The sequence below is a fragment of the Stutzerimonas tarimensis genome (genome assembly GCF_042648805.1).
GTDB classification, from domain to species: Bacteria; Pseudomonadota; Gammaproteobacteria; order Pseudomonadales; family Pseudomonadaceae; genus Azomonas; species Azomonas tarimensis.
Genome location: NZ_JBHRXZ010000029.1, coordinates 73078 through 99209, shown reverse-complemented (window position 1 = coordinate 99209; position 26132 = coordinate 73078). Strand labels below are relative to the sequence as shown.

Sequence of the window (26132 nt, the reverse complement as noted above, 5' to 3'; positions counted from 1 at the left end):
GCGCCGGGTTTCGCTTGTGGAGACAACCTTGCGCTCATTGTTCTGGCGAATACTGGCGATGTTCTGGCTGGCTATCGCCCTGGTGGCCGGCCTCGCCGCCCTGCTCGGCAACATTCTCCAGCAGGATGCCTGGATCCTTCATCGCCACCCCGCGGTGCGGCATCTGGCGGAAAACTGGACGCGGCTCTACGAAACCGCTGGGCCAAGTACCGCCCAACGAGCGCTGGAAGAACACAAGCGCCATTTTCGTGTGGATGTCCAGGTCCTCGGCGAAACAGGTCAGCCGATCATCCGCGGCACTTTCCCACCCCGCGCCGCGGTGTTCGAAGCCCAGGAACGAACCCATTCACGGCGACTACCCTGGCGCCGCCTGACCCAGGAATACACCAGCCCAAATACGGGCGAAAGCTACCTCTTCATCTACCGGATCCCCCAGACCGAGCTGGTCGCCTGGCAGCGCGGCGGGCTGGTCTGGCCGCTGAGTGCCGCTGCCATTGCGCTGGTGGTGCTTACAGGTTTCAGCCTGCTGCTGACGCTTTCGATCGTCCGGCCGCTGGGGCGTCTGCGGTCAGCGGTACACGACCTTGGGCGCACAGCGTATCAGCAGCATTCGCTGGCACGCCTGGCCCGTCGACGGGACGAATTCGGCGTACTGGCAAATGACTTCAATCGAATGGGCGATCGTCTGCAAGGGCTGATTCACAGCCAGCGACAACTGTTGCGTGACGTTTCCCATGAATTGCGCTCGCCGCTGGCTCGTCTGCGCATCGCTCTGGCCTTGGCCGAACGGGCATCGCCGGCCGAGCGCGAAGCGATCTGGCCACGGCTGGTGCAGGAGTGCGACCGCCTCGAAGCGCTGATCAGCGAAATCCTCGCCTTGGCTCGCCTGGATGCCGAACCTGGAGCTGCCCGGCCCATTCATCTCGCCAGCCTGCTGCGCCAGCTGCGCGCCAATGCGCAACTCACGGCGCCAGAGCAGCGCATCGACATCAGCGTGCCCGAAGACCTGGTGCTTGATGGATGGCCGGACATGCTCGAACGCGCCTTGGAAAATCTGCTGGCCAATGCCCTGCGCTTCAGCCCGGCCGACAGGCCGATCGAGGTCGAGGCGGGACCACTCGACGGCCGCTGGTGCATCAGCGTCCGCGATCACGGCCCGGGTGCCGAGCCGGACGACCTGCCCCGACTGGGCACGCCATTTTTCCGCGCCGCTCGCCAGACCGCTCCCGGCCACGGTCTCGGTCTGGCCATCGCCCGGCGCGCAGTCGAACGACACGGGGGCACGCTGCAGCTGGGCAATCACCCCGACGGTGGCTTCCTGGCCGTTATCGACCTGCCCCCTTCGCCGTTGCAAAACCCCGAGGCGACGCCAGTAACGTCCTGATCAAGGCCAGGCGCGAACGAAATCCGCCACCTCGACCACCGGTGGAGTTCGCAAGGCGCCTTCGGGTGTGCCGAGGTAGAGAAAACCCAGTATCTGCTCATGCTCGGCTAGACCGAGCCCGGCGGCGACATGCACATCGTAGGCCAGCGGGCCGGTTCGCCAGATGCCGCCCAGGCCAATCGCCTGCGCGGCGAGCAGCATGCCGTGCACGGCGCAGCCCACTGTCAGCAATTGCTCGCCCGGCGGGATCTTGGCGTGGACCTGCGGACAGCCGATGGCAATGACCACCAGTGGTGCGCGCAACGGCATCTTGCGCGCCTTGGCCTCGGCCTCGGACTTGGCCTCTGGCTGCCGCCCGACCGCTTCGGCCAGCAGCTCGCCGAGCCGTTCGCGGGCATCACCCTGCACCGTCAGAAAACGCCATGGCCGCAACTGCCCATGGTCCGGCGCGCGGAAGGCCGCCTTGAACAGCGTTTCCAGTTGCGCCGTATCGGGCGCTGGCTCACCGAGCCGACTGACCGACACACGCCCGAGTAACAGTTCGAGAGCTTCCATCGAATTCCTCCTGGTACAGGCAGGCCATTCTAGACGCTCGAGCGATCCCGCGCGCCCCCGTCAGGCCACCCGGCCAGGGCTGAGATCAGGTTGCAGCGGCGGGCTCAGGGGCGGCAGTCCGTGGGCCGCTCGCGCCGCATCGCAATGGGGGTTCGGCTGCCCCTCGCTCCAGGAGGCGGCGAAGTCGCGGCAGGTCGTGGAGCGTTGCTCGTAGACCGTGCAGCGAACGCCACAGCCCACTTCGCCCAGCAGCGCGGCGCAGCGCGCCGGCTTCGCTTCGGTGCCAAGCATGGCGACGTGGTAGGGGCTGACCTGAACGGTCAGTGCATCGGGGACGGAGCCACCGTTACCGGCGCATTCGCCCCAAAAGAAAGACACACGGAAATGCGCGCAGCAAGCGCCACAGGACAGACAGGCATTGGCAGAGGACATGATGGGAAGAACACCCAGAAACCGGAGGGGCCGGCACCCGAGTGGCTATTCTAGCTATCGGCCGGTCTTTGGGAAGAGGTGCCGAGCTTCCATTCAACCCCATCTTCGAGCTACTCGACGAAGCGCCCGTGACCAGGGCTTTTCAGCGGGGATCCGCTGGCGAGCGGCGCGGCCCGGAGACGCCGGAGGCGCATGGTTTACAGCCCGCTCAGCGCGCGTAAAATCGTCGCCTCGTTTTTCAGCCGAGTGGAACCATGGCACTGCCAACGCTGCGCATCATCGGATTCATTCTCGGCATCTTTCTCATCACGCTCGCCGTCAGCATGCTCATTCCCATGCTGACCCTCTGGCTGTACGGGCGCAGCGACGACCTGTCCGCGTTCGGCTGGGCGGCGCTGCTCACCGGGGGTGTAGGCGCGGCACTGGTCATTCCCGGACGTCCGGCCAACGTCCAACTGCGGCCTCGCGACATGTACTTTCTCACCACCATGAGTTGGCTGGTGGTGTGCTTCTTCGCCGCGCTGCCGCTGATGATGATTCATCACATCAGCTACACCGACGCCTTCTTCGAAACCATGTCGGGCATCACCACCACCGGCGCGACGGTGCTCTCGGGCCTGGACGACAGTTCCCCGGGACTGCTCATATGGCGCTCGCTGCTGCAGTGGCTCGGCGGCATCGGCTTCATCGGCATGGCCATCGCGATCCTGCCGTTGCTGCGCGTCGGCGGCATGCGGCTGTTTCAGACCGAATCATCGGACTGGTCGGAAAAGATCATGCCCCGCTCACATGTGGTGGGCAGATATCTGCTGGCCATATACGTCGGCTTCACCGCCATGGCCATTCCCGCGTTCCTGTTCGCCGGGATGAACCTGTTCGACGCGATCAATCACGCCTTCACCTCGGTGGCCACCGGTGGCTTTTCCACCTCCGATGCCTCGATGGGCAATTTCAGCCCGGCATCGCATTGGGTGGCCATGTTCTTCATGATCCTCGGCAGCCTGCCGTTCACCCTGTACGTCGCCACCCTGCGCGGCAATCACCTGGCCCTGGCCAGCGACGCCCAGGTCCGCGGTTTTCTCAAGATCATCGTTGGCACCAGCCTGCTGTTCAGCCTCTGGTACGCCCTGACCAATGACGTGGCGCCGCTCGATGCCTTGCGCATCGTCAGCTTCAGCGTGATCTCGGTCGTTTCCACCACCGGATTCGCTGTAAGCGACTACACCCTGTGGGGCGATTTCGCTTTCATGGCGTTCTTCTACCTGACCTTCATCGGTGGCTGCTCCGGCTCGACCGCCGGCGGGCTCAAGGTGTTCCGCTTCCAGGTCGCCTATTCCCTGCTGCGCGCCAACCTCAAGCAGATGGTCCACCCGCGTGCGGTGATCCGCCAGCAGTACAACGGCCACACCCTGGATGAGGAAATCGTCCGCTCGATCCTTACCTTTTCGTTCTTTTTCACCATGACGATCGCCCTGCTCGCGCTGTCACTGTCGCTGCTCGGGCTCGATCCCATCACTGCGCTCACGGGCGCTGCCACCGCCGTGTGTAACGTCGGCCCAGGCCTGGGGCAGATCATCGGGCCCGCAGGCACTTTCGGGCCACTTCCCGATGCCGCCAAATGGCTGCTGGCAATCGGAATGCTGCTCGGTCGCCTGGAGATCATCACCGTGCTCGTGCTGCTGACGAGCACCTTCTGGAAACACTGATCTGGTAGGCCAGGCTTGATATGATGCCGGCATTAATCCGCAAGGACTGGGCACCAGGGTGCCCATGCAATGCCGAGCCCCATCAAGGACCTGCCGATCATCATGACATCCGTTCTTCCTGAGCGACGTGGCGGGCTGGCTACCCGGCCACTGCGCGAGTACTACGCGCGGGTGTTCGCCTATCTGGTCTGCGCCGCGACGCTTGCGGCAGGCACATTCAGTGGCGTACTGCCCGAGCAGCACCTGTGGATGGTCCCCTACACCCTGTTCTACCCGCACATCGTCTATTTCACTGCCGCCCGATTCAAACGCACCCAGCCGGAGCTGACCAGCCGCGTCTTGCTCTGTCTCGATGCCCTGCATACCGGGGCAGCCATTGTCCTGCTGCAGTTCTCGGCGACGCCCAGTCTGATGTTCCTGCTTATCCTGTTCGTCAGCGCGCTGATCACCGGAGGACTCCGCCATTTCAGCCTGGCGGCGCTTGCCGCGGTGGCCGGACTGGCCCTTTGCGCTCCCCTGGTGCCGCTGCAGTTCAACCTCACCACACCGCCGCTGATGGCGGTGCTGAGCATCGTCGCCACCATGGCCTACGTCTGCGTGGCCGCCTATTTCGTCCATGAGCAGGGGCTGCGCCTCGCCCAGGCGCGCAGCGAAATCAAGGCGGAGCAGGAAAAGGCCGCGCGCCTTGCCCGTAATCTGGCCAAGTACCTGTCCCCACAGGTCTGGGAATCGATTTTCCATGGCAAACGCCATGTTCGTCTGGAAACCCAGCGCAAGAAGCTCTCGGTATTCTTCTCTGACATCAAGGGGTTCACCGAACTGTCGGAAGAGCTTGAAGCGGAGGCGTTGACCGATCTGCTCAACAACTACCTGAACGACATGGCCAAGATCGCCCTCAAGCACGGCGGCACCATCGACAAGTTCATCGGTGACGCGGTGATGATCTTCTTTGGCGACCCCACCACGAACGGGGCCAAGCGTGACGCGGTGGCAGCGGTGTCCATGGCCATTGCCATGCGCAAGCACATGAAGGTGCTGCGTCAACAGTGGCGCAGCCAGGGCATCACCAAACCGATGGAGATCCGCATGGGAGTCAGCACTGGTTATTGCACGGTCGGCAATTTTGGCGCCGACACCCGCATGGACTACACCATCATCGGCCGCGACGTGAATCTCGCCAGCCGCCTCGAGAGCGCGGCCAACGCCGGCGAGATCCTCATTGCCCACGAGACCTATTCGCTGGTAAAGGATGTGATCATGTGCCGAGACCGCGGCCAGATCAGCGTCAAAGGCTTTTCCAAACCCGTGCAGATCTACGAGGTAGTGGATTTTCGCCGCGACCTGGGGGCGACCTCGAGCTACATGGAGCATGAGATGCCCGGTTTCTCGATGTACCTGGACACCAACAATATCGAGAACTTCGACAAGGAGCGGGTCATCAAGGCCCTGCAGCAGGCGGCGCAGAAGCTTCGTGACAAGGTGATCTACTGAGGTTCAGCGATCATTGTGACCGAGCGAACGACCGGGCTCGATCCGGTCGCGCACTCGTTGCTTGAGGATCTTCGCTTCAGGAAAGCCACCGTCGGTCTTGCGCTCCCAGATCTCTACCCCGTCGCAGGTGATGCGAAACACACCGCCCGTGCCCGGCTCGAGCGTCACCCTCGCCAGCTCCTCGGAAAAGGTGCTCAACAACTCCTGGGCCAGCCAGGCTGCTCGCAGCAGCCATTGGCACTGACGGCAGTAGGTGATGACCACCTCAGGTCCTGTCGCCTGCATGCGATGCCCCGCTCAGGATGGCTCTTTGGGCAACTGCCGCTTGTGCTCGGTCTTGTCGTAGGCGTCGACGATCGTCGCCGCCGCGTCCTCGGAGACCTCCTTGCCCTGCAGGAAAGCGTCGATGTCGCGGTAGGTCACGCCATGGGCCATTTCATCAGGCTTGCCGGGATGCAGCTCTTCAAGGTCGGCGGTGGGCACCTTGTGCGCCAACTGCTGCGGGGCACCCAGCGCCAGGGCCAGCTCTCGGACCTGATGCTTGACCAGCCCGGTGAGCGGGGCGATATCGCAGGCACCGTCGCCAAACTTGGTGAAGAAGCCCATCACCGCCTCCGCGGCGTGGTCAGTCCCGATCACCAGCCCGCCGCGAGCATTGGCGATGGTGTACTGGGCGACCATGCGCATGCGCGCCTTGGTGTTGCCCAGCACGAAATCCCGCGCCGCCGGAGAAAGTCCTTCGAGCGACTCGGTGGCCGAAGCCAGACCCCGTACCGCCTCACCAATGTTCACGGTGTGGCATTCGTCGGGCTGGATGGTGTCGACGGCGAGCTGCGCCTCGTCTTCATCGTGCTGAACGTCGTAGGGCAGTCGCACGGCGATGAAGCGGTAGCTGTCTCCCTCCCCAGCCTCGCGCATCTGCTTGACCGCCTTTTGCGCCAGCAGTCCGGCGGTGGTGGAGTCCACCCCGCCGCTGATCCCCAGCACCAGAGTCTTGAGGCCGGACTCGCGCAGGCATTGCTGGATGAATCCGACTCGGCGTTCGATCTCTGCCTTGATCGAGTCGTCCCCGTCAAAGGGCGCAATGACATTCAAGGCTGAGGCGATTTCGGGCTGACGGCTGTGCATGGAGGTCTCCTGGAATCATGGCCGGATGTTCTTGGCTAAATTGGACCAACACCCGGCCGGAATGTCATCACTGGCCCTAATCGTCGCGCGATGATGGCCCTAGGGCAAGCTTGATGCAGGTCAAGATCGCCAGTTTGGGCCGACCCTAGAATCCCGGACATCACCCGATCATTCCGAGGCCGTCATGCTCGACGCCATCCGCTGGGACACCGATCTGATCCGTCGCTACGATGGTGCCGGGCCCCGCTACACCTCCTATCCCACGGCGGTGCAGTTCAACGGCAAGATCGGCTCTTTCGACCTGCTGCATGCCCTGCGCGACAGCCGCCAGGCGCACCGGCCGCTGTCGCTGTACATCCACGTACCGTTCTGCGCCAACATCTGCTATTTCTGTGGCTGCAACAAGGTGGTCACTCGCGACCGCGGACGCGCCCTGCCCTATCTCGAGCGCCTGGAAAAGGAGATCGAGATGATCGCCTGCCACCTGGGCCCCGAGCAGCGGGTCGAGCAATTGCATTTCGGCGGCGGAACCCCCACCTTTCTCAGCCACGGCCAGCTGCGTCGGCTGATGAGTCACTTGCGCAGGCACTTCCAGTTCGCCGAGGGCAGCAGCTGCGACTACAGCATCGAGATAGATCCCCGCGAGGCCGACTGGCCGACCATGGGTCTGCTGCGCGAACTGGGCTTCAACCGAATCAGCATCGGCGTCCAGGACCTCGACCCCGAGGTGCAGAAGGCCATCAATCGCGTGCAGAGCCTGGACCAGACCCGCGCGGTCATCGATGCCGCACGAACCCTGCAGTTTCGCTCGGTCAGCATCGACCTCATCTACGGCCTGCCCCTGCAGACTCCCGAGCGCTTCGACAAGACCTTGCAGGCCATCATCGAACTGCAGCCGGATCGCCTGTCGCTGTTCAACTACGCCCACCTGCCCGAACGTTTCGCTCCGCAGCGGCGCATCGAGGCCGCGCAACTGCCCGCACCGGCCGCAAAGCTCAGCATGCTGCAGCAGAGCATCGAAACACTGGCCGAGGCCGGCTACCGCTACATTGGCATGGACCACTTCGCCCTGCCCGACGACGACCTGGCCATCGCCCAGGAAGACGGCACCCTGCATCGGAATTTCCAGGGCTACACCACCCACGGCCACTGCGACCTGATCGGCCTGGGCGTGTCGGCCATCAGCCAGATCGGCGATCTCTACTGCCAGAACAGCACCGACCTGGCGACCTACCAGAGTGCCCTCAACAGCGCTCAACTGGCAACTCAACGCGGGCTGCGCTGCAACGACGACGACCGCATACGGCGGTTGGTGATCCAGAACCTCATGTGCGATTTCGAACTGGACATGACTCAGATCGAGCGGACATTCGGAATCGTCTTTCGCGACTACTTCGCCGATACCTGGCCAACCCTCGAACAGATGGCTCGCGATGGGCTGATCGAGCTGGGCGAGACCCGCCTCGACGTCCTGCCGGTGGGCCGCTTGCTGGTGCGGGCGCTGTGCATGCAATTCGACCACTACCTCTCGCAACAGACCGAACAGCGCTTCTCGCGGGTGGTCTGATCGCGGTCAGGATCCAGACCGACCTTTGCACAATTGGCCAGATCAGACGGTGTGAGTTAATCTTTCCCGCTGTGAATGTGCCTTCAGGTGTATCGGTATGTCCGAGACAAACAAAGTTCGAACGCAGCGTCAGGCGCACTGCAGGGAGTGCAGCCTGGCCCCGCTCTGCCTGCCGCTCTCGCTGAACATGCAGGACATGGATGCGCTCGACGAAATCGTCAAACGTGGGCGACCACTCAAGAAAGGCGAGACGCTCTTTCGCCAGGGTGATCGTTTCTCTTCGGTATTTGCCGTTCGCTCGGGCGCATTGCGCACCTTCAGCGTGACCGACCATGGCGAGGAGCAGCTGACCGGCTTTCACCTCCCAAGCGAGCTTGTCGGTTTGTCGGGCATGGATACCGAGACCTACCCGGTCACTGCCCAGGCACTGGAAACGACCTCGGTCTGCGAGATTCCGTTCGAGCGACTCGATGAGTTGAGCGTGATGCTGCCGCAACTGCGTCGCCAGTTGATGCGCATCATGAGCCGGGAAATCCGTGACGATCAGCAGATGATGCTTTTGCTGTCGAAAAAAACTGCGGACGAGCGTATCGCCACCTTCCTGATCAACCTGTCGGCGCGCTTCAGCGCACGGGGTTTTTCCGCCAATCAGTTCCGTCTGGCGATGTCCCGCAACGAAATAGGAAATTTCCTCGGGCTCGCGGTGGAAACCGTTTCCCGGGTCTTCACCCGCTTTCAGCAGAACGGCCTCATCGAAGCGGAAGGCAAGGAAATACGAATCGTCGACTACATTGCCCTGTGCGCACTCGCCGGAGGCACAGTGGAACAGCGCTGAGCGCGCGGCTTCGCCGTTCAGTGACAGTCTAGCCTGGCGTCCAGGGCGCAGGCGGCAAGCCGCACTTTTTGCGCCCAGGCGCTTGTCAGTTCGCGCGTCAGGTTTTCCCGTTCGACCACAGGCTGCAATTCGGACAACAGCTCGGCGTCGTCGGCACTCACCCTCAACGTCACCGCCAACTCCGGCAGTGACGTCAGCACTCTGGCGAAGCCATCCCACTCGGGTTGTGCAGCGATTTCTTCCAGCAGTACCCGGTCCTCGATCAGTACCGCGCAGTTCCCCGCAGCGAGCCCGGCCAGCGCCTGCGCCGCGCTGGAATAGCGCTTGGCGGAAGCCGCGAAACGTTCGCTGAAGTGTTCGATGTGCGGACTGCCAGCGACGACGCAGAAGCTCTTGCCTTCCAAGCCGTTCAGGTCAGCGAGCCCCCCTTCACGCAGCGTCAGGGCGGCCGGCTCGCTCTGGTAATAGGCAATACCCGCTTCGCCCAGCCCCATGCGCAAGTCAGCCTGTCCGCCAGTCTCGGCGACCTGCACCGTACGACCCATGCTCTCGGCCCAGCGGTCGATCAGCTCGCGTTCGAAGCTGCCCGCACCTGTCCGGGGCTCAGCGGCAAGCAATGGCCGGTAGTCACCGGCCAGTTCGACACGAAGCGGTTGCGCCCAGACCGGCATGGCGAGCAAAGCGCACAGCGCCAGGCTCAATGAAGGAATTCTCATGGATTTCTCTCCCACCCGACGCCTGGCGTCTCAGAGCGAAATGGGTTTGCGCCCCGCCATTGCATGCGCCAGCGTGCCGCCATCGACCAGCTCGAGCTCGCCGCCCAGGGGCACCCCGTGAGCGATCCGACTCACCGCGAGCCCGTTCGGCACCAGCATCTGGGCGATATAGTGCGCGGTGGCCTCACCCTCCACCGTCGGATTGGTGGCCAATATGACCTCGCTGAAACCACCCGCCTCGACTCGCTCGAGCAGCGCAGGGATACCAATGGCCTCGGGCCCCAGACCATCCAGGGGCGAGAGATGCCCCTTGAGCACGAAATAGCGCCCTCGGAATCCGGTCTGCTCGACCGCAAACACATCCATGGGGCTTTGCACCACGCACAAGAGCGAGTCATCTCGCTGCGGATCGGCACACTGCTGGCAGAGTTCGTCCTCGCTCAAAGTTCGACAGCGCTTGCAGTAGCCGACGCCCTCCATGGCGGCCGCCAAAGCCTGCGCCAGGCGCAGCCCGCCGCTGCGATCACGCTCGAGCAATTGCAGCGCCATGCGCTGGGCGCTCTTCTGGCCCACCCCCGGGAGGATACGCAGTGCGTCGATCAGTTGGCGGATAAGGGGGGAGAAAGACATCGATGGCTCGTGATTACCAGGAAAGGGTGTCAGGTCGAATGGCGCTTGTTCAAGCTGGAGGCTGAACGATGGCTACAGGGCTACCCAGGAGGGGAGCTCTGCAGGCAGCCTCCGCGGTTTGATTCACTGGCTCGACGGGAGGCGGCGGGTGCGCCGCATCTCCGTCGAGCCTCCGGCCCAGCATCCGTTGCCTTAGAACGGCATCTTGAAACCCGGCGGCAGCTGCATGCCCGCAGTCATGCCGGCCATTTTTTCCTGGCTGTTCTGTTCAACCTTGCGCACTGCGTCGTTCACCGCGGCAGCGATCAGGTCTTCGAGAATTTCCTTGTCCTCCTGCATCAGGCTGTCGTCGAGCGTGACACGCTTGACGTCGTGGCGACCGGTCATCACCACACTGACCAGCCCCGCGCCGGCCTGGCCAGTGACCTCGGCGTTGGCCAGCTCTTCCTGCATCTTCTGCATTTTTTCCTGCATCTGTTGCGCCTGTTTCATCAGGCCAGCCATGCCACCTTTCATCATGGAATCATCCTCAGGGTTCGATGTGTTCTATCGGTTCGATGGTGCCTTCGCGTATGACAGCGGAAAATTGCGTCATGAGCTGCTGCACCAGCGGGTCGCCTTGAATCGAGGCTTCGGCCGACCGCTGGCGCTCGAGCCGCTTGCGCGCCGCGGCCTGGGCCGGGGTTTCCTGCTGCGGCTTGACCAGTTGAATGTCCAACTGCAACGAGCGGCCATGATACCCGTTCAGGGCCTCGCCAATTCGCCGCTGCTGGGTCGCATTGAACAAGGCGCTGTGGTCCGGATCCAGATGCAGCAACCAGTGATCGCCGTCGACAGCGGCCAGCGTACAGTTGGCGGCGATGCTGCCGGTCAGACCGCCAAGCCCCAACTGGGACAGCAAGGCGATCCACTCGGCAGCCAGGCCACTGGCGGGTTGGGCAGCCAGGGCAGGTTCAGCTTGCACATCAGGATCGAGCCGCTCCTCCTGGAAGGCGTCGAGGTAGGCCTCGGCCTGTGTCTCGACCTGGAAATAGTCTTCATCGGTAAGCGGCGGCTCTTCGTCGTCGGGCTCCTCGACCAGCACCACCGATGCCTGATGATCGGCAGCGATAACGGGTTCAAGCGGGCGCTCCGCGGCCACCGGCGCTGAAACTGGCGGCTCGTGCCAGGGCAGATCGATCTTCTCGACCACCTCCCCGCCAGTAGCGACCGCAGCGGGCGGCGTGTCCGCACTCGGCGTTGCCGGCTCAGGCTCAGGCTCAGGCTGAGAATCCCGCAGTGGCTGTACAGACGCAAGCCTTGCCGGCTCCCGCTCGGGCTGCGTGCTGGCCACCGGGCGGGCTGGGGAGTCAGGCGTGGCCGGGCTGATCCCTGAGAGCTTTAACGGTGTTCGTGGCGCCGCCGTGCTGTCGGCGGGGCGGAAGGCGAGCATCCTTAGCATCACCATCTCGAAGCCGCTACGCGGGTCCGGCGCCAGCGGCAAGTCGCGTCGACCCACCAGGCCCATCTGATAGTAGAACTGCACGTCCTCGGCAGGCAGCGCCTGGGCCAAGGCCAGCACAGGCTCTCGGTCGCCCTGTCCGTTGTCGACCGCATCAGGCAGCAACTGCGCGATGGCGACCCGGTGCAGGACATTGAGCATTTCCGCCAACACCCCGCCCCAGTCCGGACCCTGCGCAGCCAATTGGCGTATAGCGTCGAGCAGCGCCCTGGCGTCAGCGTCAAGCAGCGCCTCGAGGATCTCGTAGACCTGGCCATGGTCCAGCGTGCCCAGCATCGAGCGCACGTCCGCCGCGCTCACCTTGCCGTCGCCAAAGGCGATGGCTTGGTCGGTCAGGCTCATGGCATCGCGCATGGAACCGTCGGCGGCGCGCCCCAGCAGCCAGAGCGCATCTTCGTCAAAGGGGATCTGTTCCTGCCCCAGCACATGGGCCAGGTGCTCGACGACCCGCTCCGGCGGCATGTTCTTCAGGGCGAACTGCAGGCAGCGCGAAAGAATCGTGACCGGCAGCTTCTGCGGATCGGTGGTCGCGAGGAGGAATTTCACGTGAGGCGGCGGTTCTTCCAGCGTCTTCAGCAGGGCATTGAAGGAATGACTGGAAAGCATGTGCACCTCATCGATGAGGTACACCTTGAAGCGGCCGCGGGTCGGCGCGTACTGCACGTTGTCGAGCAGTTCGCGGGTGTCCTCGACCTTGGTGCGGCTGGCCGCGTCCACCTCGATCAGGTCGACGAAACGCCCCTCGTCGATCTCCCGGCATACCGAGCACTGGCCACACGGCGTCGAACTGATGCCCGTTTCGCAATTGAGGCACTTGGCGATGATGCGCGCGATGGTGGTCTTGCCCACCCCCCGGGTACCGGTGAACAGGTAGGCATGGTGCAGCCGCTGGTTGTCCAGAGCATTGATCAGGGCTCTGAGCACATGGGTCTGCCCGACCATTTCGCGGAACGAGCGCGGACGCCACTTTCGAGCGAGAACCTGATAACTCATATCACCGTCGCGGCTGAAGCAAGGAAGGGGGTAATCCTAGCGAAGCAGCCACCAAATTGCATCCGCCGCCCTTCAGCCGAGGCCAGCCCCGAGCGCCCGCACCACCGCGACGAGCCGGGGATCGGCCTTTTCCAGATGCACCTGGAGACCGGTGATCTCGCGGCGGACCGGATAATCCCGACGCAATGCATCGAAGCCCAGGCGCCTGGCAGCGGGATCCCCGCCCAACGTCCGGCGAAAATCGGCATCGTCCCGGCGAGGGTCATACACGGCTCGACACAGCGTGGCGAACAGCTCGTCGGGGCGAACGTTACCGCCGAAGGTCAGCCCCCGGAGAGCAGGCGCCGGCATCAGCTGATCCAGCGAAACCGCGGGCGACAGGCCCTGAGCTCGACAGAAGGCCGCGTAGACCTGGGCAGTGCCGCGCAGCTTGCCCTCGAGGCTGTAGCCGGCAATGTGCGGTGTCACCAACTGACAGAGTGCCGCCAGGCCAGGGTCCACCTCCGGCTCGCCCTCCCAGACATCGAGCACAGCGCAGAGATCAGGCCGCTGCGGCAACAGATGTCGCAGCGCGGCGTTGTCGACCACCGCGCCACGGCTGGCATTGATCAGCCAGGCGCCAGGCGGCAGCTGCGCCAGCCTGGCCTCGTCGAGCAGATGGTAGGTGGCGTGCCCGCCCAGCTGGGTCAGCGGCGTGTGCAAGCTGATGACGTCACAGCAGGTGAGGATTTCCGAGAGCTCGACGAAGTCGCCCGCCTCCCTCGCCTGGCGGGGCGGATCACAGACCCGGACGTTCCAGCCCAACCCTTGCAGCACCGCCACCAGCCGCCCTCCGACCTGCCCGGCGCCGACGATGCCATAGCGGCGCGACGCCAGCGCCTGGCCGGTGCGTTCCGAAAGCGCCAGCAGGCTGCCGAGCACATAGTCGACCACACCGCGGGCGTTGCACCCTGGTGCGCTGGACCAGGCGATGCCGGCCTCTTCCAGGTACCCCAGGTCCAGGTGATCGGTGCCAATGGTGCAGGTGCCGACAAAGCGCACCGGGGTGCCTTCAAGCAGGGCGCGATCGACCTGGGTCACCGAACGCACAAGCAGTGCGTCGCAGCCCTCGAGCGCCGCATGATCGATCGCCCGTCCCGCCATTCGACGGATCTCGCCGAAGCCGCCAAAAAAGGCCTCGACCAACGGGATGTTTTCATCAGCCAGGATTCGCATGGGACACTCCACTCCAGTTGCGCACAGTGTATCGGCCTGCCATGGCCCGCCGCGACCCTGACGCATCGATCAGCTTTCCGATCGGGACGTCAGGCACCGTCGAGCTTCCAGGTCCCTTTCGAACGCCTCTGCACGAGCGTAGACTTGCCGGCTTTTTCAGGACAGGAATAACGCCGATGCTCACCGAGGCCCGCCTCGGACGGGTTCGCGCCGAGCTGCGCGCCCTCTTCCTGCTTGCCCTGCCGATCATGATCGCCCAGCTGGCCCATACTGCCATGGGCTTTGTCGACACCCTGATGGCCGGGCGCGTCGGGCCGCACGATCTGGCCGCGGTGGCGTTGGGCAATTCGCTCTGGGTGCCAATATTCCTGTTGATGACAGGCGTGGTGCTGGCGACCACGCCAAAAGTCGCCCAGCGCTACGGTGCCGCGCAGCATGAGGCCATCGGCCCGCTGGTGCGCCAGGCATTGTGGATGGGCCTGGGCATCGGCTCGCTGTGCGCCGCCCTGCTGTGGAACGCCGAGCCGGTGCTGGACCTGATGGGCGTCGAGCAATCGCTGGTCGAGCCCACCATGGCCTACCTGAGAGCGGTGGCCCTGGGCTTTCCCGCCGTTGCGCTGTACCAGGTCTTGCGCAGTTACAGCGACGGGCTGGGACACTCCAGGCCAAGCATGGTGCTGGGGCTGCTGGGATTGTTGCTGAACATTCCGCTCAACTACATATTCATCTATGGCAAGCTCGGGGTTCCCGCCATGGGCGGCGTCGGCTGTGGCTGGGCCACGGCACTGGTCATGCTGTTCATGTTGCTGGGCATGCTGTTCTGGACGCGCCGGGCCGCCTACTACAAGCCCAGCCGCCTGTTCGCCCGCTTCGACTGGCCGCATTTGCCGACCCTGAGGTCATTGTTGGCGATCGGCCTGCCCATCGGCATCGCGGTCTTCGCTGAAGTCAGCATCTTTTCGGTGATCGCCCTACTGATCGCCGGCCTTGGCGCTACGGTAGTGGCAGGTCATCAGATCGCCCTCAACTTCACCTCGCTGATCTTCATGATTCCGCTGTCGCTGGGCATGGCGGTCACGGTTCGCGTCGGGCAGGCACTGGGACGCCAGAAGCCCCGCGATGCTCGCTTCGTGTCCGGACTGGGCATGGTGCTGGCGCTGGGTTACGCGTGCTGTTCGGCCAGCCTCATCTTGTTGTTCAGCGAACCCATTGCACGCATCTACACCACGGATCTGGAAGTGATCGCGATCGCCGCGACGCTGCTCTTCTATGCGGCGCTGTTTCAGTTCTCCGACGGCGTGCAGGTTATCGCCGCGGCGGCCTTGCGCGGCTTCCAGGACACCCGGGTGACGATGCTGCTCACCCTGCTGGCGTACTGGGGCGTCGGCCTGCCTCTTGGCTACGTCCTCGGTCTTACCGACTGGCTGGGCGAGGCCAGCGGGCCGCGTGGCCTGTGGCAAGGCTTGATCGGCGGCCTGACCTGCGCGGCGCTCATGCTCAGCGTTCGGCTGGCGCGCAGTGCCCGCCGTGAGATTCGCCTGCATGAACGTGGCGAACGCCAGCACCGGCCGAGATTCATCGCAGAAGAAACGCGCTGACCAGCAGGAAGGCACTGAACAGACATTTCAACACCGCCTCGGGCATCGCATGCGCCAGGCGCACGCCCAGGCTGATGCTCAGCAGGCCGCCGACCGCCAGCGCCAGGCCAACCGACCACAGCACCTCGCCGTGCAGGCCGTAAGTCACCAAGGCCACCGTGGTGCTTGGCGCTGCCAGGGACAGCGCAAGCCCCTGGGCGACCACCTGGCTGGCGCCGAACAATGACGTCAACAAGGGAGTGGCAATCACCGAGCCCCCGACGGCGAACAGCCCGCCGAAAAACCCTGAGCCGGCACCCACCAGAGTCAGCCAGGGCCAGCGTTCAGCCAGCCCCGTCGCCCGCCGCGGCGCCTGCCAGAACACGCGGAACAGGTTGTAGGCCGCCAGAGCCACGAGAAAGACCACAAAACCGCTGCGCATCCGCTCGGCATCCAGCGATACCGCAACCAGCGAGCCCAGGATCGCCAGCAAAAACCCTGGCAACGCCAGGGCCAGGACATGCCGCAGATCGATACGATTGCGCTGGTGGTAGCGCCACAGCGCCAGCATCACATTGGGCACCACCATCACCAGTGCAGTGCCCTGCGCGATCTGCTGGTCCAGACCAAAGAAAACACCGAGCACCGGGATGGCAATCAAGCCACCGCCAATGCCAAACATTCCCCCGAGCGCCCCCAGACACAGGCCGAGCAATACATAGAGAAGTTCCAAGAGCGCACACCCTGTGATATCGAGGCTGCACTCTAGCCAGCGACGTCTCGCGGCGAAACGCAAAACCAAGCAAAATGGTTTTGCCTGATCTGCACAAGCGAGACCTTTCATGCAACCTGATGCACTGGGTGACCAGCTGGAACTGTTCCTGAGTGTCGTCGAACTCGGCAGCTTTTCGGCCGCGGCTCGTCGTCTTGGCATCACCCCCTCATCCGTGGCCCGCCGCGTTGCCGCGCTGGAGGACGCGCTGGACTGTCAACTGTTCAGCCGCACCACCCACCAGGTACGCGCCACTCCCGCTGGGCAGGCCTTTGCCAGCCGCGCGCGGCGCATCGTCGGCGAGCTGCGTCTGGCACGTGCGGAGATCGGGTCCCAGACGCAGGCCATGGAAGGCAGCCTGCGCATCGATGCGCCGACACCCTTTGGCCGACGTCATCTGGCACCCGTGCTCGCCGAGTTTCTCGGACTGTACCCGGGGATCGACATCCAGCTGCGGCTGATCGACAGTTTTGTCGACCTGCGCGGCGATCATCTGGGAGAAGTGGACCTGGTGCTGCGTATCGGACCTCTGGCGGACACCCGACTCTTCGCCACGCCACTGGCCCCCATGGTTCGCATCGTCTGCGCCAGCCCGGACTACCTTGCCCGGCGTGGCCGGCCCGCCGATCCTGGCGAACTGCCCGGACATGACGGACTGGACTGGGACACCCTGGCGCCTCCCCACGCCTGGCGCTTCGAGGTGGCAGGACGCGAGCGGATGGTCAGGCCCCATCGCCTGCGCCTGGTGGCCAACAATGCCGAGGCGCTGCTCGCCGGTACCCTGGCAGGCCTGGGCATCGCTCACCTGCCGACCTGGTTGATCAGCGACGCCTTGTGCGAAGGAAAGTTGCTGGCGTTGTTTTGCGAGAAGGGCCTGCCGCCGCCTGAGCCCAGCGGCATTCATGCCCTGCGCCTGACGCGGGAAGCCGACCCGCGCATCAGGGTACTGCTGGATTTCCTCAAGAAGCGTTTCGGCCCTACGCCGCCCTGGGACGAAGCCCTGCAGGGCGGCCTGGCGATGGGTTAGAAATCCCCGGCGAGTTCCTGTGTCACGCCCCAGCCATCGATGACGCCGCCGAGCGGCTCTACCAACTCTTCGAGGTCATGCTCGAATTCGCCGATTCCATTGTAGGTGGCATACATGATCTTGCTGACCTGCAGATTCCAACCGCCTTCCTCACGAGGAAATACCTGGGCATTGGTGGATTCGCCGCGAAACTGGCTGGCGGCCTCGCGTGCGCAGTCCTCATCGGGAAGGATGGCGTAAAAATCGATGGGATGAGCTCGCGCGAAATCGAAACCACCTTCCTTCATCCGGCGTAGAACGGTGCTGCTGACATCGTCCGTCAGGGTGGTAGCCATCGTGAACCTCCTCACGTGAGATGAATGGAGTCCTGATCATTAGATTAGAAACCCTCCAAGCTCGCTCTGGTTCGGTGCCGTGCATCGGCACGTCCAGCATAAGCCCAGCGCGCAGCCGAACGCCAGGCCAGAGGAAGCCACCCGAGAGGCCTAGGTCATATAGGCGTCTGGGGTACCCGGCAGTTGCGAGAGCAGATCACGCAGGCCGTTGCACCACTGCTCGCGCACGCCGGCGAAATAGGGATCGCCTTCCTGGACTCGATAACCGGCCGGCACCAGCAGGCTGTCCTTGCGGTAGACCAGTAGATCCAGCGGCATGCCAACCGACAGGTTGCTGCGAATCGTGGAATCGAAAGAGATCAGTGCGCAGCGTAGGGCCTGTTCCAGGTCCGAGTCATGGCGCAGCGCCCGGTCCAGGATCGGCTTGCCGTACTTGCTCTCGCCAATCTGGAAGTACGGCGTGTCCGGCGTGGATGAAATGAAATTGCCCTGGGGATAGACGTTGAACAGGGCCGTGGATTCCCCCTTGATCTGCCCTCCGACGAGAAAGGAGCAGCTGAGGTCAATGCCTGTGCCGGCCGCCTGGGTGCCGTCATGGTGAGTGATCTCCCGTATCGTGTCGCCCACCACGCGCGCCGCCTCGAACAGCGTCTGCACGCTGAGCAGATTCGGATGGTCGGTATGCAGTCGCTGCCTCAGCAGGTTCACGACCGACTGCGAAGACGCCAGGTTACCGGCCGTCTGCAGGACGATGAGACGCTCACCGGGCGTTCCGAAAACATAGAGCTTGCGAAACGTGGCGATGTGGTCGACGCCCGCGTTGGTGCGGGAATCAGAGACGAAGACCAGTCCATCGGTCAGGTTCATGGCGACGCAGTAAGTCATGACACGTGTCGTTCTCTTGGAGGGGGAGAATTAAGCAGGCAGACCATACTGTACTCACCCAGCGCCGTCGATATGGCGTCAATGAAAACCGTATTCCGGTCGTCTGCCGGCCTCACCCGCGAAACCTGCCCTGCTACTGCTCCTGGATATGCACTTCTCCAGGCGACACCAGCACCTTCGCATGCATTCGCTCGACCCCGCCGCCACGCCGCACCCCACGGATCGGGCAGGCATCCAGATAATCCTGGCCCACCGCCAGCTTGAGGTGCCGCTCCGGTCTGGCGAGGCCGTTGGTCACGTCAAAGCTGTACCAGGCATCCTCAACCCAGGCCTCGACCCAGGCGTGGCTGGCCAGATGCTCCGCATCGTCGGTGAACAGGTAGCCGGAAATGTAGCGCGCCGGAATGCCGAGGCTGCGGGCGCAGGCGAGGAAGGCATGGCTGTGATCCTGGCAGACCCCGGCGCGGCCAGCAAAGGCCTCGGCGGCAGTACTCTCGACGCCGGTGGAGCCAGGCGTGTAGGACATGTGCTCGCGCAGCGCCATCATCAGGTCGATCAGCGCGCCGCGAGTTCGCTTGCCAGCGGTATTGCGCGCGGCAAACAGGCGCAGGGCATCGTCCGGCTGAGTCAGCGGCGTGAAGCGCAGGAAGGGCAGCGGTGAGCCATCGTAGCCCTCGGCCTCGCAGTTGACGTCGATCTCCACCAACCCGCGGGCATGGATGAGGATCTGGTTGTGCGGCTCGTCCATGGACAGCACATGCAGAATGTTTCCATAGGCGTCCAACTGCGGCCGCACCGGGCGCGGCAGGTCCAGGTCCCACTGGATCACATGCTGACGGGTGCTTTCGTGCGGCGTGAGGCGCAGGTACTGGATGCTGCCGCGAACCTTGTGCTCGTAGAGGTAGGTGGTGTCATGGCTGATCGAGATTCTCATGCGATCTCCAGGTAGGAACTGTGGATAGCGTTACCCAACCGCCCGAGGGTATCGATCTGCTCGGTGATCCAGTCATGCATGCCCTGCTCGAATACCTCGTTGATCACGGTATAGCGAACCCGCGCTTCCATTTCCGCCGCCAGCCGCTGGGCAGGCCGACCGTTGTCGCCAGGCAGACTGGCGAGAATCGAATGCAACTCCTCCAGGCAGGCGCGCAGTGAGCGCGGGACCTCTTCACGCAGCAAGAGCATCTCGGCCACCTTGCGCGCGCGCGGCGAGCCCCGGTAGAGCTCGGCGAAGGCCTCGAACGAGGAAAGAGCCCGCAGCAAGGCGCTCCACTGGTAGTAAGCGCGGGCGGAACGGTCATCCGGGTCTTCGCTGTCCTCGCCGAGCAGCTCGTAGCGCGCATCCAGCAGCCGCAGGGTGTTATCGGCGCGCTCGATGAAGGTGCCCAGGCGAATGAACCGCGAGGCGTCGCTGCGCATGATGGTGCCGACCGTGGCGCCGCGGAATAGATGGGAACGCTCCTTGACCCACTCGCAGAAGCGGGTGGTGCCGTAGCGGCCAAGTCCCTGTTCGGAGATGGTGCGGATCTCCAGCCAACTGGCGTTGATGTTTTCCCACATGTCGGCAGTGATACGCCCACGCACGGCATGGGCGCTGACCCGGGCCGCCCCGAGGCAGTTGAAGACGCTCGCCGGATTCTCGGCGTCCAAGGCGAAGAAGTGCAGCATCCGGTCGGCATGCAGCTGGCCATGACGGCGCAGGTATTCATCCTGGGTACCGGTGATGAGCAGGGGCATGGCCAGTTCGTCGAGCCCGTCGCCGCGGCCGCTCTGCGGCATCAGCGACAGTGAATAGCTCACGTCCAGCATCCGCGCGAGGTTTTCCGCCCGCTCCAGGTAACGCGACATCCAGTAGAGGTCGTCGGCAGTACGGCTCAGCATTCGCTGTCCTCCACAATCCATGTATCTTTGGTTCCGCCGCCCTGCGACGAATTCACCACCAGCGAGCCTTCACGCAGCGCCACGCGGGTCAGACCGCCGGGGACCAGCCGGGTTTCCTTGCCGGTGAGTACGAAGGGCCGAAGGTCGATGTGCCGCGGCGCGATGCCGCTCTCGACAAAGGTCGGGCAGGTCGACAGGCACAGGGTGGGCTGGGCGATATACAGCTCCGGGCGTGCCTGCAAGCGGGCGCGAAAACTCTCGAGCTCCGCCTGGGTCGCGGCCGGACCGACGAGCATGCCGTAGCCGCCGGAGCCTTGGGTTTCCTTGACCACCAGCTCGGGCAGGTGGGCCAGCACATGGGACAGGTCCTCCGGCTTGCGGCACTGCCAGGTGGGCACGTTGGCCAGGATCGGCTCCTCGCTCAGGTAGAAGCGGATCATGTCCGGCACGTAGGGGTAGATCGATTTGTCGTCGGCCACGCCGGTACCGATGGCGTTGGCCAGCACCAGATTGCCACTGCGGTAGGCGGCCAGCAGGCCTGGGACACCCAGCATGGAGTCGGGGTTGAATGCGAGAGGGTCGAGGAAGGCGTCATCCACGCGGCGGTAGATCACGTCCACCTGGCGCGCACCGGCAGTGGTACGCATGTAGATGCGGTTGTCGCGGGCGAAGAGGTCAGCCCCTTCCACAAGCTCCACCCCCATTTCGCGCGCCAGGAAGGCGTGCTCGAAATAGGCGCTGTTGTAGCGGCCCGGGGTCAGCACCACGACGCATGGATTATCCATCGGGCTGGCGCTCTTGAGTGTTTCGAGCAACAGCGCCGGGTAATGGTTGATCGGCGCGATGCGCTGGGCAGCGAACAGCTCGGGGAACAGCCGCATCATCATCTTGCGGTCTTCGAGCATGTAGCTGACGCCACTGGGCGTGCGCAGGTTGTCTTCGAGCACGTAGTAGGTGCCGTCGCCGTCGCGCACCAGGTCGACGCCGGCAATGTGGGCATAGACGTTGCGATGAAGATCCAGCCCCTGCATGGCGAGCTGGTAGCAATCGTTGGCCAGGACCTGCTCTGGTGGGATCAGTCCGGATTTGAGGATGCGCTGGTCGTGGTAGAGGTCGTCGAGAAACATGTTCAGCGCTTGCACGCGCTGCAGGCAACCCGCCTCGACCATGCGCCACTCACTGACCGGAATGCTGCGCGGAATGATGTCGAAGGGGATCAGGCGCTCGGTGCCCTGCTCGTCACCGTAAAGCGTGAAGGTGATACCGGCGCGGTGAAACAGCAGGTCGGCCTCGCGGCGACGCTGAGCCAGCAATTCCGGTGGTGTTTCGGCCAACCATTGAGCGAATGCCCGATAATGGGGGCGGCACTCCCCGTTCGCGTCGTACATCTCATTGTAAAAACTGCGACTCATGCCCAACTCCTAGCCCTCGGAATCCCTTAGTCGACGCAAGGAATATGCCATTCGCATGCTTCTTCCTGCGCCCGGCGGAGCGTTGTCGTGAAAGGGACAGCGCACAGCTTTGTAGCACTAACCTTCAGGAAGGTGCACAAGGCTGCACCAAACCGGAGCGCCTCGACCGCTCGGTCCGGCGAGATGTCGAGGCTGACAGTACTGACATTGAGACCATGCCAGCCTTGAGGGCGTTCGTGCTGACCTGAGACAGGATCAGCCAGCGCAGCACGCCCGGCAGGGGCGCGCTCGGTCAGTCGTTGGATGCCTTGCGAATGGCCTGCAGGACATATTGCGGCAGCGCAAAGGCGCCCTGATGCACTTCGGGATTGTAGTACCGGGTGAGGATTCCGCTACCCGCATAGCGCTGGCGCAGCGTGCTCAGTGGCAACTTGCGGCTTTCGCTGTCGCAGGCGCCCCAGGCAAAAGTCATGGCGCCGCCAATGTAGGTGGGCACTGCCGCCTGGTAGAAATGCCAGTCAGCGAAAAGTCCGTTCATGCGCTGCGCAGTGCTCTGCACCCCGCCGAGCTGCATGAAAGGCGTGCCGTTCTGGGTCACCAGAATCCCGCCCACGTTCAGGCAACGACGGCAGGCCTGGTAGAAGTTTTCCGAGAACAGCACCTCCCCCGGACCGATGGGATCGGTGGAGTCGGAAATGATGACGTCGAAGGTTTCCTCGGTACTGGTGAGGAAGCGCATGCCGTCGTCGATCACCAGATTCAATCGTGGATCGTCGAAGGCACCCTTGGAGTGGTTGGGCAGGAATTCCCTGCACATCTCAACCACGGTGCCATCGATCTCCACCATGGTGATGCTTTCGACGTCGCGATGCTTGGCCACTTCACGCAGAATGCCGCCATCGCCGCCACCGATGATGAGCACCCGCCGCGCCAACCCATGGGTGAACAGCGGTACGTGGGTGAGCATCTCGTGATAGATGAATTCGTCGGCCTCGGTGGTCTGTATCACCCCATCCAGCGCCATGACGCGGCCCATGCGGGCATTTTCGAATATCACCAGATGCTGATGTCCGGTGCGTACCTCATGCAGCATCTTGTCGACCTGAAACCGCTGGCCGTATCCCTCGTAGAGGGTTTCCTGATAGTCACGCATGCTATATCCCGTCTTGGAAGGTCCAAAGCGCATCGAAGCGCCCACGCAAAGGCCCGGCATTCTACGACGAGCTGGATGACAGGAACCACCGGCGGGCCGCCATTCCACCTTGGGTAAACAGATGAGTCGCCTGATCCACCTCCCCTATCAACCGCCCTGGGACTGGGGACAATTCCAGCAACATTTCGCCCTGCGCCTGCTGCCTGGCGTCGAGAAGCTCGACGAGACCGCCTACAGCCGCACCCTGCATGTCAACGGCAATCCGGGTTGGCTCGCGGTGCAGCCCCTGGCCGAGCGTCCAGCACTGATCCTACGGCTCAGCGATTCGGTACGTGCCGAGGAACTGGTCATCAGTGCGCGCGTGCGCAAGATGTTCGATCTGGACCGGGACCCGGCGGAGCTGGTGCGACACTTCTCTGCCGACCCGGCGCTCGGGGCCCAGGTGGCGGCCCATCCGGGGCTGCGCCTGCCGGCTGCGTTCGATCCGTTCGAGCAGGCAGTTCGTGCCATCATCGGGCAGCAGGTTTCGGTCAAGGCCGCGGTCACCATCACCCGCCGACTGGTGGATCGCCTGGGCGAACCGCTGAGCGATCCCCAGATGCCTTTGCTGACCCGGCTGTTCCCCACGGCACAGGCGATCGCCGGCGCCACCCTGGACAAGATCGGCATGCCCGCCAAGCGACTTGCCGCCCTGCAGGGCCTGGCCGCAGCAGTGGCCGATGGCGCCCTGGAGCTGCACGCCGATGAAGGACACGAGGCCTTTGTCAGGCGCCTGTGCGAACTGCCTGGCATCGGGCCCTGGACCGCCGAGTACATCGCCTTGCGCGGATTTGGCGAAGCGGACGCCTTCCCCGCGTCCGACCTGGGGCTGATCAAGGCGCCGCTATGGGGGCCGCGGGGGCTCAGCGTCCGCGAACTGACCAGCCGCGCCGAATCATGGAGACCCTACCGGGGGTATGCTGCCATCCATCTCTGGCATGCCTATGCCAGAGGCGGCTAGGGCGTCGGCACCCTGGCCAGCACCCTTGGAGGGCGGAGCCAGGGCAACGCGCAAAGGGGCGCGCTCGATGCCCTTTGTCCGCGGCAGCTCACCCCAGCGCTAGAGCCCGGCAACCGCCAGAGCCCGCAGGAAACACAAGAACAGTCGCCTGCCCCTTCACAGGCGGACCTTCTTGTAATGCATCGCCGCCATGACCCACATCACCAACCCCACCACCGGCAAGAGGATGATGACCAGGCTCCAGACCACCTTGCGACCGGTGCCTATCCGGCTCATGCAGACATGCACGATGGCCAGCACGTCCAGCACGATCACCAGATATGCCAGCCACTCGCTTGCAAGCCCCATGGCTGTCAGCTGACGCGGTCGCGGTCATCCACATTGATCCCTCGTGGCCCCATGAATCCCCAGATGATCAGGCCAATGACCGGCATGATCAGGATCAGCAGTACCCACAGGACCTTCTTGCCGGTGTCGGTGGAGCTGCGCACCACATTGGCAATCGCCCAGATGTTCAAAGCGAGAATGAGCAGGCCGAAAAATCCGCCAAACGCTTCCATAACCTTTACCTCTCTTGTGCAGGAATGCCCGGTGCAAAGCGGATCAACCGCAGTTTCACACCGGGCTTATGGGTACGATGCACAGGAACGGAACGGGTTCAGGAATTCAGAAGCTCGCCGGATAGATGGTGTCGAAGGCTGTCACCGTCGGATGGCCTGCCAACTCGCCGCCCTGGCGCGCCAGGCCACAGGTCTTCATGCCGGTCTCGGCTGCGGCGTCGAGTTCCTCGACCACGTCCGAGAGAAACAGCACATCCCCGGGCGGCACCCCGATCGTCTCGGCGATACGCCGGTAGGAAGCGGCCTCGCGCTTGTGGCCGGAGGTGGTGTCGAAATAGCCTGAAAACAGCGATGTGAGATCGCCGGCTTCCGAACAGCCAAAGATCAGCTTCTGCGCCTGGATCGAACCAGAGGAATACACATAAAGCCCGTATCCCTCGCCATGCCAGGCCTGCAGGGCCTTCACCGCGTCGGGGTAGACATGCCCCTTGAGTTCGCCGGCCTCGTAGCCCTGCTGCCAGATCATGCCCTGCAACGCTTTCAGGGGGGTCGCCTTGCGGTCGCTGTCGATCCATTGCAGCAGAATGTCGATCGCCCGATCGAGGTCGACGCCGGGCTCGCCACTTTCGCCCAGCACAGCATCCAGCTGCGCCGCTACTTCCGGGGTCCCGGCCCGTTCGCGAACAAAACCCGGAAGATGTCGCCGGGCATAGGGAAACAGGACGTCGAAGACGAAACTCACGGCGCTGGTGGTGCCCTCGATGTCGGTCAGGATCGCCTTTACCGCCATTTGCTCAGTCCTCCAGCCGCGGGAAACGGCCTGCGATGTCCTCGCCGGTAAACTGGGCGACCCAACCCTCGGGGTTGTTGAACAGGCGGATGGCGACGAAATGGGGGTTCTCTCCCATGTCGAACCAGTGTGGCGTACCCGCCGGCACCGAGATCAGGTCGTTCTTCTCGCACAGCACGCTATAGACGTAGTCCCCGATGTGCAGGGTGAACAAGCCGCGCCCTGCCACGAAAAAACGTACTTCGTCCTCGGCATGGCGGTGCTCCTCGAGAAACTTGGCGCGTAGTTCAGCCTTTTGCGGGTGATCGCGATCCAGACTGATCACATCTACCGTGACATAGCCGCGCTCGCTCATCAGCTTGTCGATCTCGTGACGGTAAGCGCCAATCACCTCTTCCGGGCTCGCACCCGGAGCAATCGGTGCGGCCGCCTGCCAACGCTCGAAGCGCACACCGACCTCAGCCAGGGTCGAGGCGATGTCTTCGACATGGGTGAGCACCTTGCTCGGCTGCTCGGGGGACGATTGGTGATAGACGCTGAGATAGCTCATGTAAGGTCTCCGCCACTGCAACTGCAGGGCTTGTAGG

At 63.7% G+C, this 26132-nt stretch carries 28 protein-coding genes; 8 read left to right on the top strand and 20 right to left on the bottom strand.

The features are described from left to right. Positions 1-28: 28 nt before the first annotated feature. Entirely contained in the window at positions 29-1384 is a 1356-nt protein-coding gene (locus ACFOMF_RS17710; protein ID WP_386367367.1) for a sensor histidine kinase, read from the top strand. Here the strand turns inward: ACFOMF_RS17710 and ACFOMF_RS17705 are convergent, their stop codons facing one another. Together ACFOMF_RS17705 and ACFOMF_RS17700 are read right to left on the bottom strand one after the other, a co-directional pair. Next, entirely contained in the window at positions 1385-1939 is a 555-nt protein-coding gene (locus tag ACFOMF_RS17705) for a nitroreductase family protein (RefSeq protein WP_386367365.1), read from the bottom strand. Positions 1940-1999: 60 nt separating this feature from the next. Then, on the bottom strand, positions 2000-2371 hold the full coding sequence (locus tag ACFOMF_RS17700; protein ID WP_386367363.1) for a YkgJ family cysteine cluster protein: 372 nt from the start codon (positions 2369-2371) through the stop codon (positions 2000-2002). A 254-nt stretch (positions 2372-2625) separates the two neighbouring features. On the opposite strand from ACFOMF_RS17700, the gene ACFOMF_RS17695 reads away from it, so the two are divergent. Both ACFOMF_RS17695 and ACFOMF_RS17690 read left to right on the top strand, forming a co-directional pair. Beyond that, complete coding sequence (locus ACFOMF_RS17695) at positions 2626-4077, top strand: TrkH family potassium uptake protein (protein ID WP_386367361.1); 1452 nt, start codon at positions 2626-2628, stop codon at positions 4075-4077. Between the two features lie 102 nt (positions 4078-4179). After that, positions 4180-5568, top strand: a complete 1389-nt coding sequence (locus ACFOMF_RS17690; RefSeq protein WP_386367559.1) for an adenylate/guanylate cyclase domain-containing protein — start codon at positions 4180-4182, stop codon at positions 5566-5568. A 3-nt stretch (positions 5569-5571) separates the two neighbouring features. On the opposite strand, the gene ACFOMF_RS17685 is transcribed toward ACFOMF_RS17690, so the two are convergent. Together ACFOMF_RS17685 and nadE are read right to left on the bottom strand one after the other, a co-directional pair. Further along, on the bottom strand, positions 5572-5853 hold the full coding sequence (locus ACFOMF_RS17685) for a SelT/SelW/SelH family protein (RefSeq protein WP_386367359.1): 282 nt from the start codon (positions 5851-5853) through the stop codon (positions 5572-5574). 12 nt (positions 5854-5865) lie between these two features. Next, entirely contained in the window at positions 5866-6696 is an 831-nt protein-coding gene (gene nadE / locus ACFOMF_RS17680; protein ID WP_386367357.1) for an ammonia-dependent NAD(+) synthetase, read from the bottom strand. Between the two features lie 184 nt (positions 6697-6880). Here nadE and hemN point away from each other — a divergent pair, with 184 nt between their 5' ends. Continuing rightward, positions 6881-8263, top strand: coding sequence for an oxygen-independent coproporphyrinogen III oxidase (gene hemN / locus ACFOMF_RS17675; RefSeq protein WP_386367355.1), 1383 nt, complete (start codon positions 6881-6883; stop codon positions 8261-8263). A gap of 97 nt (positions 8264-8360) precedes the next feature. Next, complete coding sequence (fnr, locus tag ACFOMF_RS17670; RefSeq protein WP_386367353.1) at positions 8361-9098, top strand: fumarate/nitrate reduction transcriptional regulator Fnr; 738 nt, start codon at positions 8361-8363, stop codon at positions 9096-9098. Positions 9099-9115: 17 nt separating this feature from the next. Here the strand turns inward: fnr and ACFOMF_RS17665 are convergent, their stop codons facing one another. The 5 genes from ACFOMF_RS17665 to pdxB form a co-directional block, all read right to left on the bottom strand. Then, positions 9116-9814: a hypothetical protein gene (locus ACFOMF_RS17665; protein ID WP_386367351.1), complete on the bottom strand. Its 699-nt coding sequence runs from the start codon at positions 9812-9814 to the stop codon at positions 9116-9118. Positions 9815-9844: 30 nt separating this feature from the next. After that, a complete protein-coding gene (gene recR / locus ACFOMF_RS17660) occupies positions 9845-10444 on the bottom strand; it encodes a recombination mediator RecR (RefSeq protein WP_386367349.1) in 600 nt (199 codons plus the stop codon). A 192-nt stretch (positions 10445-10636) separates the two neighbouring features. Then, complete coding sequence (locus tag ACFOMF_RS17655; protein WP_386367347.1) at positions 10637-10963, bottom strand: YbaB/EbfC family nucleoid-associated protein; 327 nt, start codon at positions 10961-10963, stop codon at positions 10637-10639. 10 nt (positions 10964-10973) lie between these two features. After that, positions 10974-12938, bottom strand: coding sequence for a DNA polymerase III subunit gamma/tau (dnaX, locus tag ACFOMF_RS17650; protein WP_386367345.1), 1965 nt, complete (start codon positions 12936-12938; stop codon positions 10974-10976). A 72-nt stretch (positions 12939-13010) separates the two neighbouring features. Beyond that, entirely contained in the window at positions 13011-14153 is a 1143-nt protein-coding gene (gene pdxB / locus ACFOMF_RS17645; RefSeq protein ID WP_386367343.1) for a 4-phosphoerythronate dehydrogenase PdxB, read from the bottom strand. Between the two features lie 176 nt (positions 14154-14329). Here pdxB and ACFOMF_RS17640 point away from each other — a divergent pair, with 176 nt between their 5' ends. Continuing rightward, positions 14330-15751 carry an MATE family efflux transporter gene (locus ACFOMF_RS17640; protein WP_386367341.1) on the top strand — a complete coding sequence of 474 codons (1422 nt, stop codon included), beginning with the start codon at positions 14330-14332 and terminating at the stop codon, positions 15749-15751. On the opposite strand, the gene ACFOMF_RS17635 is transcribed toward ACFOMF_RS17640, so the two are convergent. Next, complete coding sequence (locus ACFOMF_RS17635) at positions 15729-16412, bottom strand: sulfite exporter TauE/SafE family protein (RefSeq protein WP_386367557.1); 684 nt, start codon at positions 16410-16412, stop codon at positions 15729-15731. The two genes, ACFOMF_RS17640 and ACFOMF_RS17635, sit on opposite strands and share 23 nt — an antisense overlap. A 160-nt stretch (positions 16413-16572) precedes the next feature. Here ACFOMF_RS17635 and ACFOMF_RS17630 point away from each other — a divergent pair, with 160 nt between their 5' ends. Further along, positions 16573-17529, top strand: coding sequence for a LysR family transcriptional regulator (locus ACFOMF_RS17630; protein WP_386367339.1), 957 nt, complete (start codon positions 16573-16575; stop codon positions 17527-17529). Here the strand turns inward: ACFOMF_RS17630 and ACFOMF_RS17625 are convergent. The 6 genes from ACFOMF_RS17625 to speE form a co-directional block, all read right to left on the bottom strand. Then, positions 17526-17864, bottom strand: a complete 339-nt coding sequence (locus tag ACFOMF_RS17625; RefSeq protein WP_386367337.1) for a ribonuclease E inhibitor RraB — start codon at positions 17862-17864, stop codon at positions 17526-17528. The genes ACFOMF_RS17630 and ACFOMF_RS17625 overlap by 4 nt on opposite strands. Before the next feature lie 150 nt (positions 17865-18014). After that, positions 18015-18749 (bottom strand): peptidase, encoded by a 735-nt coding sequence (locus tag ACFOMF_RS17620; protein WP_386367335.1) that lies wholly within the window; start codon positions 18747-18749, stop codon positions 18015-18017. Positions 18750-18882: 133 nt separating this feature from the next. Next, on the bottom strand, positions 18883-19683 hold the full coding sequence (locus ACFOMF_RS17615; protein ID WP_386367333.1) for a transglutaminase family protein: 801 nt from the start codon (positions 19681-19683) through the stop codon (positions 18883-18885). Continuing rightward, the gene (locus ACFOMF_RS17610; protein ID WP_386367331.1) at positions 19680-20630 is read right to left on the bottom strand and encodes an alpha-E domain-containing protein; all 951 of its coding nucleotides are present in this window, start codon (positions 20628-20630) and stop codon (positions 19680-19682) included. Before ACFOMF_RS17610 ends, ACFOMF_RS17615 begins: the two co-directional genes overlap by 4 nt. Continuing rightward, the gene (locus tag ACFOMF_RS17605) at positions 20624-22042 is read right to left on the bottom strand and encodes a circularly permuted type 2 ATP-grasp protein (protein ID WP_386367329.1); all 1419 of its coding nucleotides are present in this window, start codon (positions 22040-22042) and stop codon (positions 20624-20626) included. Before ACFOMF_RS17605 ends, ACFOMF_RS17610 begins: the two co-directional genes overlap by 7 nt. Positions 22043-22334: 292 nt before the next feature. After that, a complete protein-coding gene (gene speE / locus ACFOMF_RS17600; protein WP_386367327.1) occupies positions 22335-23195 on the bottom strand; it encodes a polyamine aminopropyltransferase in 861 nt (286 codons plus the stop codon). 121 nt (positions 23196-23316) lie between these two features. On the opposite strand from speE, the gene ACFOMF_RS17595 reads away from it, so the two are divergent. Beyond that, complete coding sequence (locus tag ACFOMF_RS17595) at positions 23317-24195, top strand: DNA-3-methyladenine glycosylase family protein (RefSeq protein WP_386367325.1); 879 nt, start codon at positions 23317-23319, stop codon at positions 24193-24195. Between the two features lie 156 nt (positions 24196-24351). Here the strand turns inward: ACFOMF_RS17595 and ACFOMF_RS17590 are convergent, their stop codons facing one another. From ACFOMF_RS17590 to ACFOMF_RS17575, 4 genes are all read right to left on the bottom strand, one after another. Further along, on the bottom strand, positions 24352-24543 hold the full coding sequence (locus ACFOMF_RS17590; RefSeq protein WP_386367323.1) for a PLDc N-terminal domain-containing protein: 192 nt from the start codon (positions 24541-24543) through the stop codon (positions 24352-24354). A 5-nt stretch (positions 24544-24548) separates the two neighbouring features. Further along, the gene (locus tag ACFOMF_RS17585; RefSeq protein WP_386367321.1) at positions 24549-24755 is read right to left on the bottom strand and encodes a PLD nuclease N-terminal domain-containing protein; all 207 of its coding nucleotides are present in this window, start codon (positions 24753-24755) and stop codon (positions 24549-24551) included. Positions 24756-24861: 106 nt separating this feature from the next. Then, complete coding sequence (mtnC, locus tag ACFOMF_RS17580; protein ID WP_386367319.1) at positions 24862-25545, bottom strand: acireductone synthase; 684 nt, start codon at positions 25543-25545, stop codon at positions 24862-24864. Between the two features lie 4 nt (positions 25546-25549). Then, the gene (locus ACFOMF_RS17575) at positions 25550-26095 is read right to left on the bottom strand and encodes a 1,2-dihydroxy-3-keto-5-methylthiopentene dioxygenase (protein WP_386367317.1); all 546 of its coding nucleotides are present in this window, start codon (positions 26093-26095) and stop codon (positions 25550-25552) included. Positions 26096-26132: the final 37 nt, after the last annotated feature.

Bases quoted from the DNA above. Each gene is read 5' to 3' on its own strand.
- pdxB (WP_386367343.1), bottom strand. From the start codon at position 14,153: ATGCGAATCCTGGCTGATGAAAACATCCCGTTGGTCGAGGCCTTTTTT.
- ACFOMF_RS17685 (WP_386367359.1), bottom strand. From the start codon at position 5,853: ATGCAGGCGACAGGACCTGAGGTGGTCATCACCTACTGCCGTCAGTGC.
- ACFOMF_RS17625 (WP_386367337.1), bottom strand. From the start codon at position 17,864: ATGGCTACCACCCTGACGGACGATGTCAGCAGCACCGTTCTACGCCGG.
- ACFOMF_RS17630 (WP_386367339.1), top strand. From the start codon at position 16,573: ATGCAACCTGATGCACTGGGTGACCAGCTGGAACTGTTCCTGAGTGTC.
- nadE (WP_386367357.1), bottom strand. From the start codon at position 6,696: ATGCACAGCCGTCAGCCCGAAATCGCCTCAGCCTTGAATGTCATTGCG.
- ACFOMF_RS17590 (WP_386367323.1), bottom strand. From the start codon at position 24,543: ATGGGGCTTGCAAGCGAGTGGCTGGCATATCTGGTGATCGTGCTGGAC.
- ACFOMF_RS17665 (WP_386367351.1), bottom strand. From the start codon at position 9,814: ATGAGAATTCCTTCATTGAGCCTGGCGCTGTGCGCTTTGCTCGCCATG.
- hemN (WP_386367355.1), top strand. From the start codon at position 6,881: ATGCTCGACGCCATCCGCTGGGACACCGATCTGATCCGTCGCTACGAT.
- ACFOMF_RS17575 (WP_386367317.1), bottom strand. From the start codon at position 26,095: ATGAGCTATCTCAGCGTCTATCACCAATCGTCCCCCGAGCAGCCGAGC.
- ACFOMF_RS17655 (WP_386367347.1), bottom strand. From the start codon at position 10,963: ATGATGAAAGGTGGCATGGCTGGCCTGATGAAACAGGCGCAACAGATG.
- fnr (WP_386367353.1), top strand. From the start codon at position 8,361: ATGTCCGAGACAAACAAAGTTCGAACGCAGCGTCAGGCGCACTGCAGG.
- ACFOMF_RS17690 (WP_386367559.1), top strand. From the start codon at position 4,180: ATGACATCCGTTCTTCCTGAGCGACGTGGCGGGCTGGCTACCCGGCCA.
- ACFOMF_RS17705 (WP_386367365.1), bottom strand. From the start codon at position 1,939: ATGGAAGCTCTCGAACTGTTACTCGGGCGTGTGTCGGTCAGTCGGCTC.
- recR (WP_386367349.1), bottom strand. From the start codon at position 10,444: ATGTCTTTCTCCCCCCTTATCCGCCAACTGATCGACGCACTGCGTATC.
- mtnC (WP_386367319.1), bottom strand. From the start codon at position 25,545: ATGGCGGTAAAGGCGATCCTGACCGACATCGAGGGCACCACCAGCGCC.
- speE (WP_386367327.1), bottom strand. From the start codon at position 23,195: ATGCGTGACTATCAGGAAACCCTCTACGAGGGATACGGCCAGCGGTTT.
- ACFOMF_RS17620 (WP_386367335.1), bottom strand. From the start codon at position 18,749: ATGACTTACTGCGTCGCCATGAACCTGACCGATGGACTGGTCTTCGTC.
- ACFOMF_RS17585 (WP_386367321.1), bottom strand. From the start codon at position 24,755: ATGGAAGCGTTTGGCGGATTTTTCGGCCTGCTCATTCTCGCTTTGAAC.
- dnaX (WP_386367345.1), bottom strand. From the start codon at position 12,938: ATGAGTTATCAGGTTCTCGCTCGAAAGTGGCGTCCGCGCTCGTTCCGC.
- ACFOMF_RS17640 (WP_386367341.1), top strand. From the start codon at position 14,330: ATGCTCACCGAGGCCCGCCTCGGACGGGTTCGCGCCGAGCTGCGCGCC.
- ACFOMF_RS17610 (WP_386367331.1), bottom strand. From the start codon at position 20,630: ATGCTGAGCCGTACTGCCGACGACCTCTACTGGATGTCGCGTTACCTG.
- ACFOMF_RS17700 (WP_386367363.1), bottom strand. From the start codon at position 2,371: ATGTCCTCTGCCAATGCCTGTCTGTCCTGTGGCGCTTGCTGCGCGCAT.
- ACFOMF_RS17695 (WP_386367361.1), top strand. From the start codon at position 2,626: ATGGCACTGCCAACGCTGCGCATCATCGGATTCATTCTCGGCATCTTT.
- ACFOMF_RS17615 (WP_386367333.1), bottom strand. From the start codon at position 19,683: ATGAGAATCTCGATCAGCCATGACACCACCTACCTCTACGAGCACAAG.
- ACFOMF_RS17605 (WP_386367329.1), bottom strand. From the start codon at position 22,042: ATGAGTCGCAGTTTTTACAATGAGATGTACGACGCGAACGGGGAGTGC.
- ACFOMF_RS17595 (WP_386367325.1), top strand. From the start codon at position 23,317: ATGAGTCGCCTGATCCACCTCCCCTATCAACCGCCCTGGGACTGGGGA.
- ACFOMF_RS17635 (WP_386367557.1), bottom strand. From the start codon at position 16,412: ATGTTTGGCATTGGCGGTGGCTTGATTGCCATCCCGGTGCTCGGTGTT.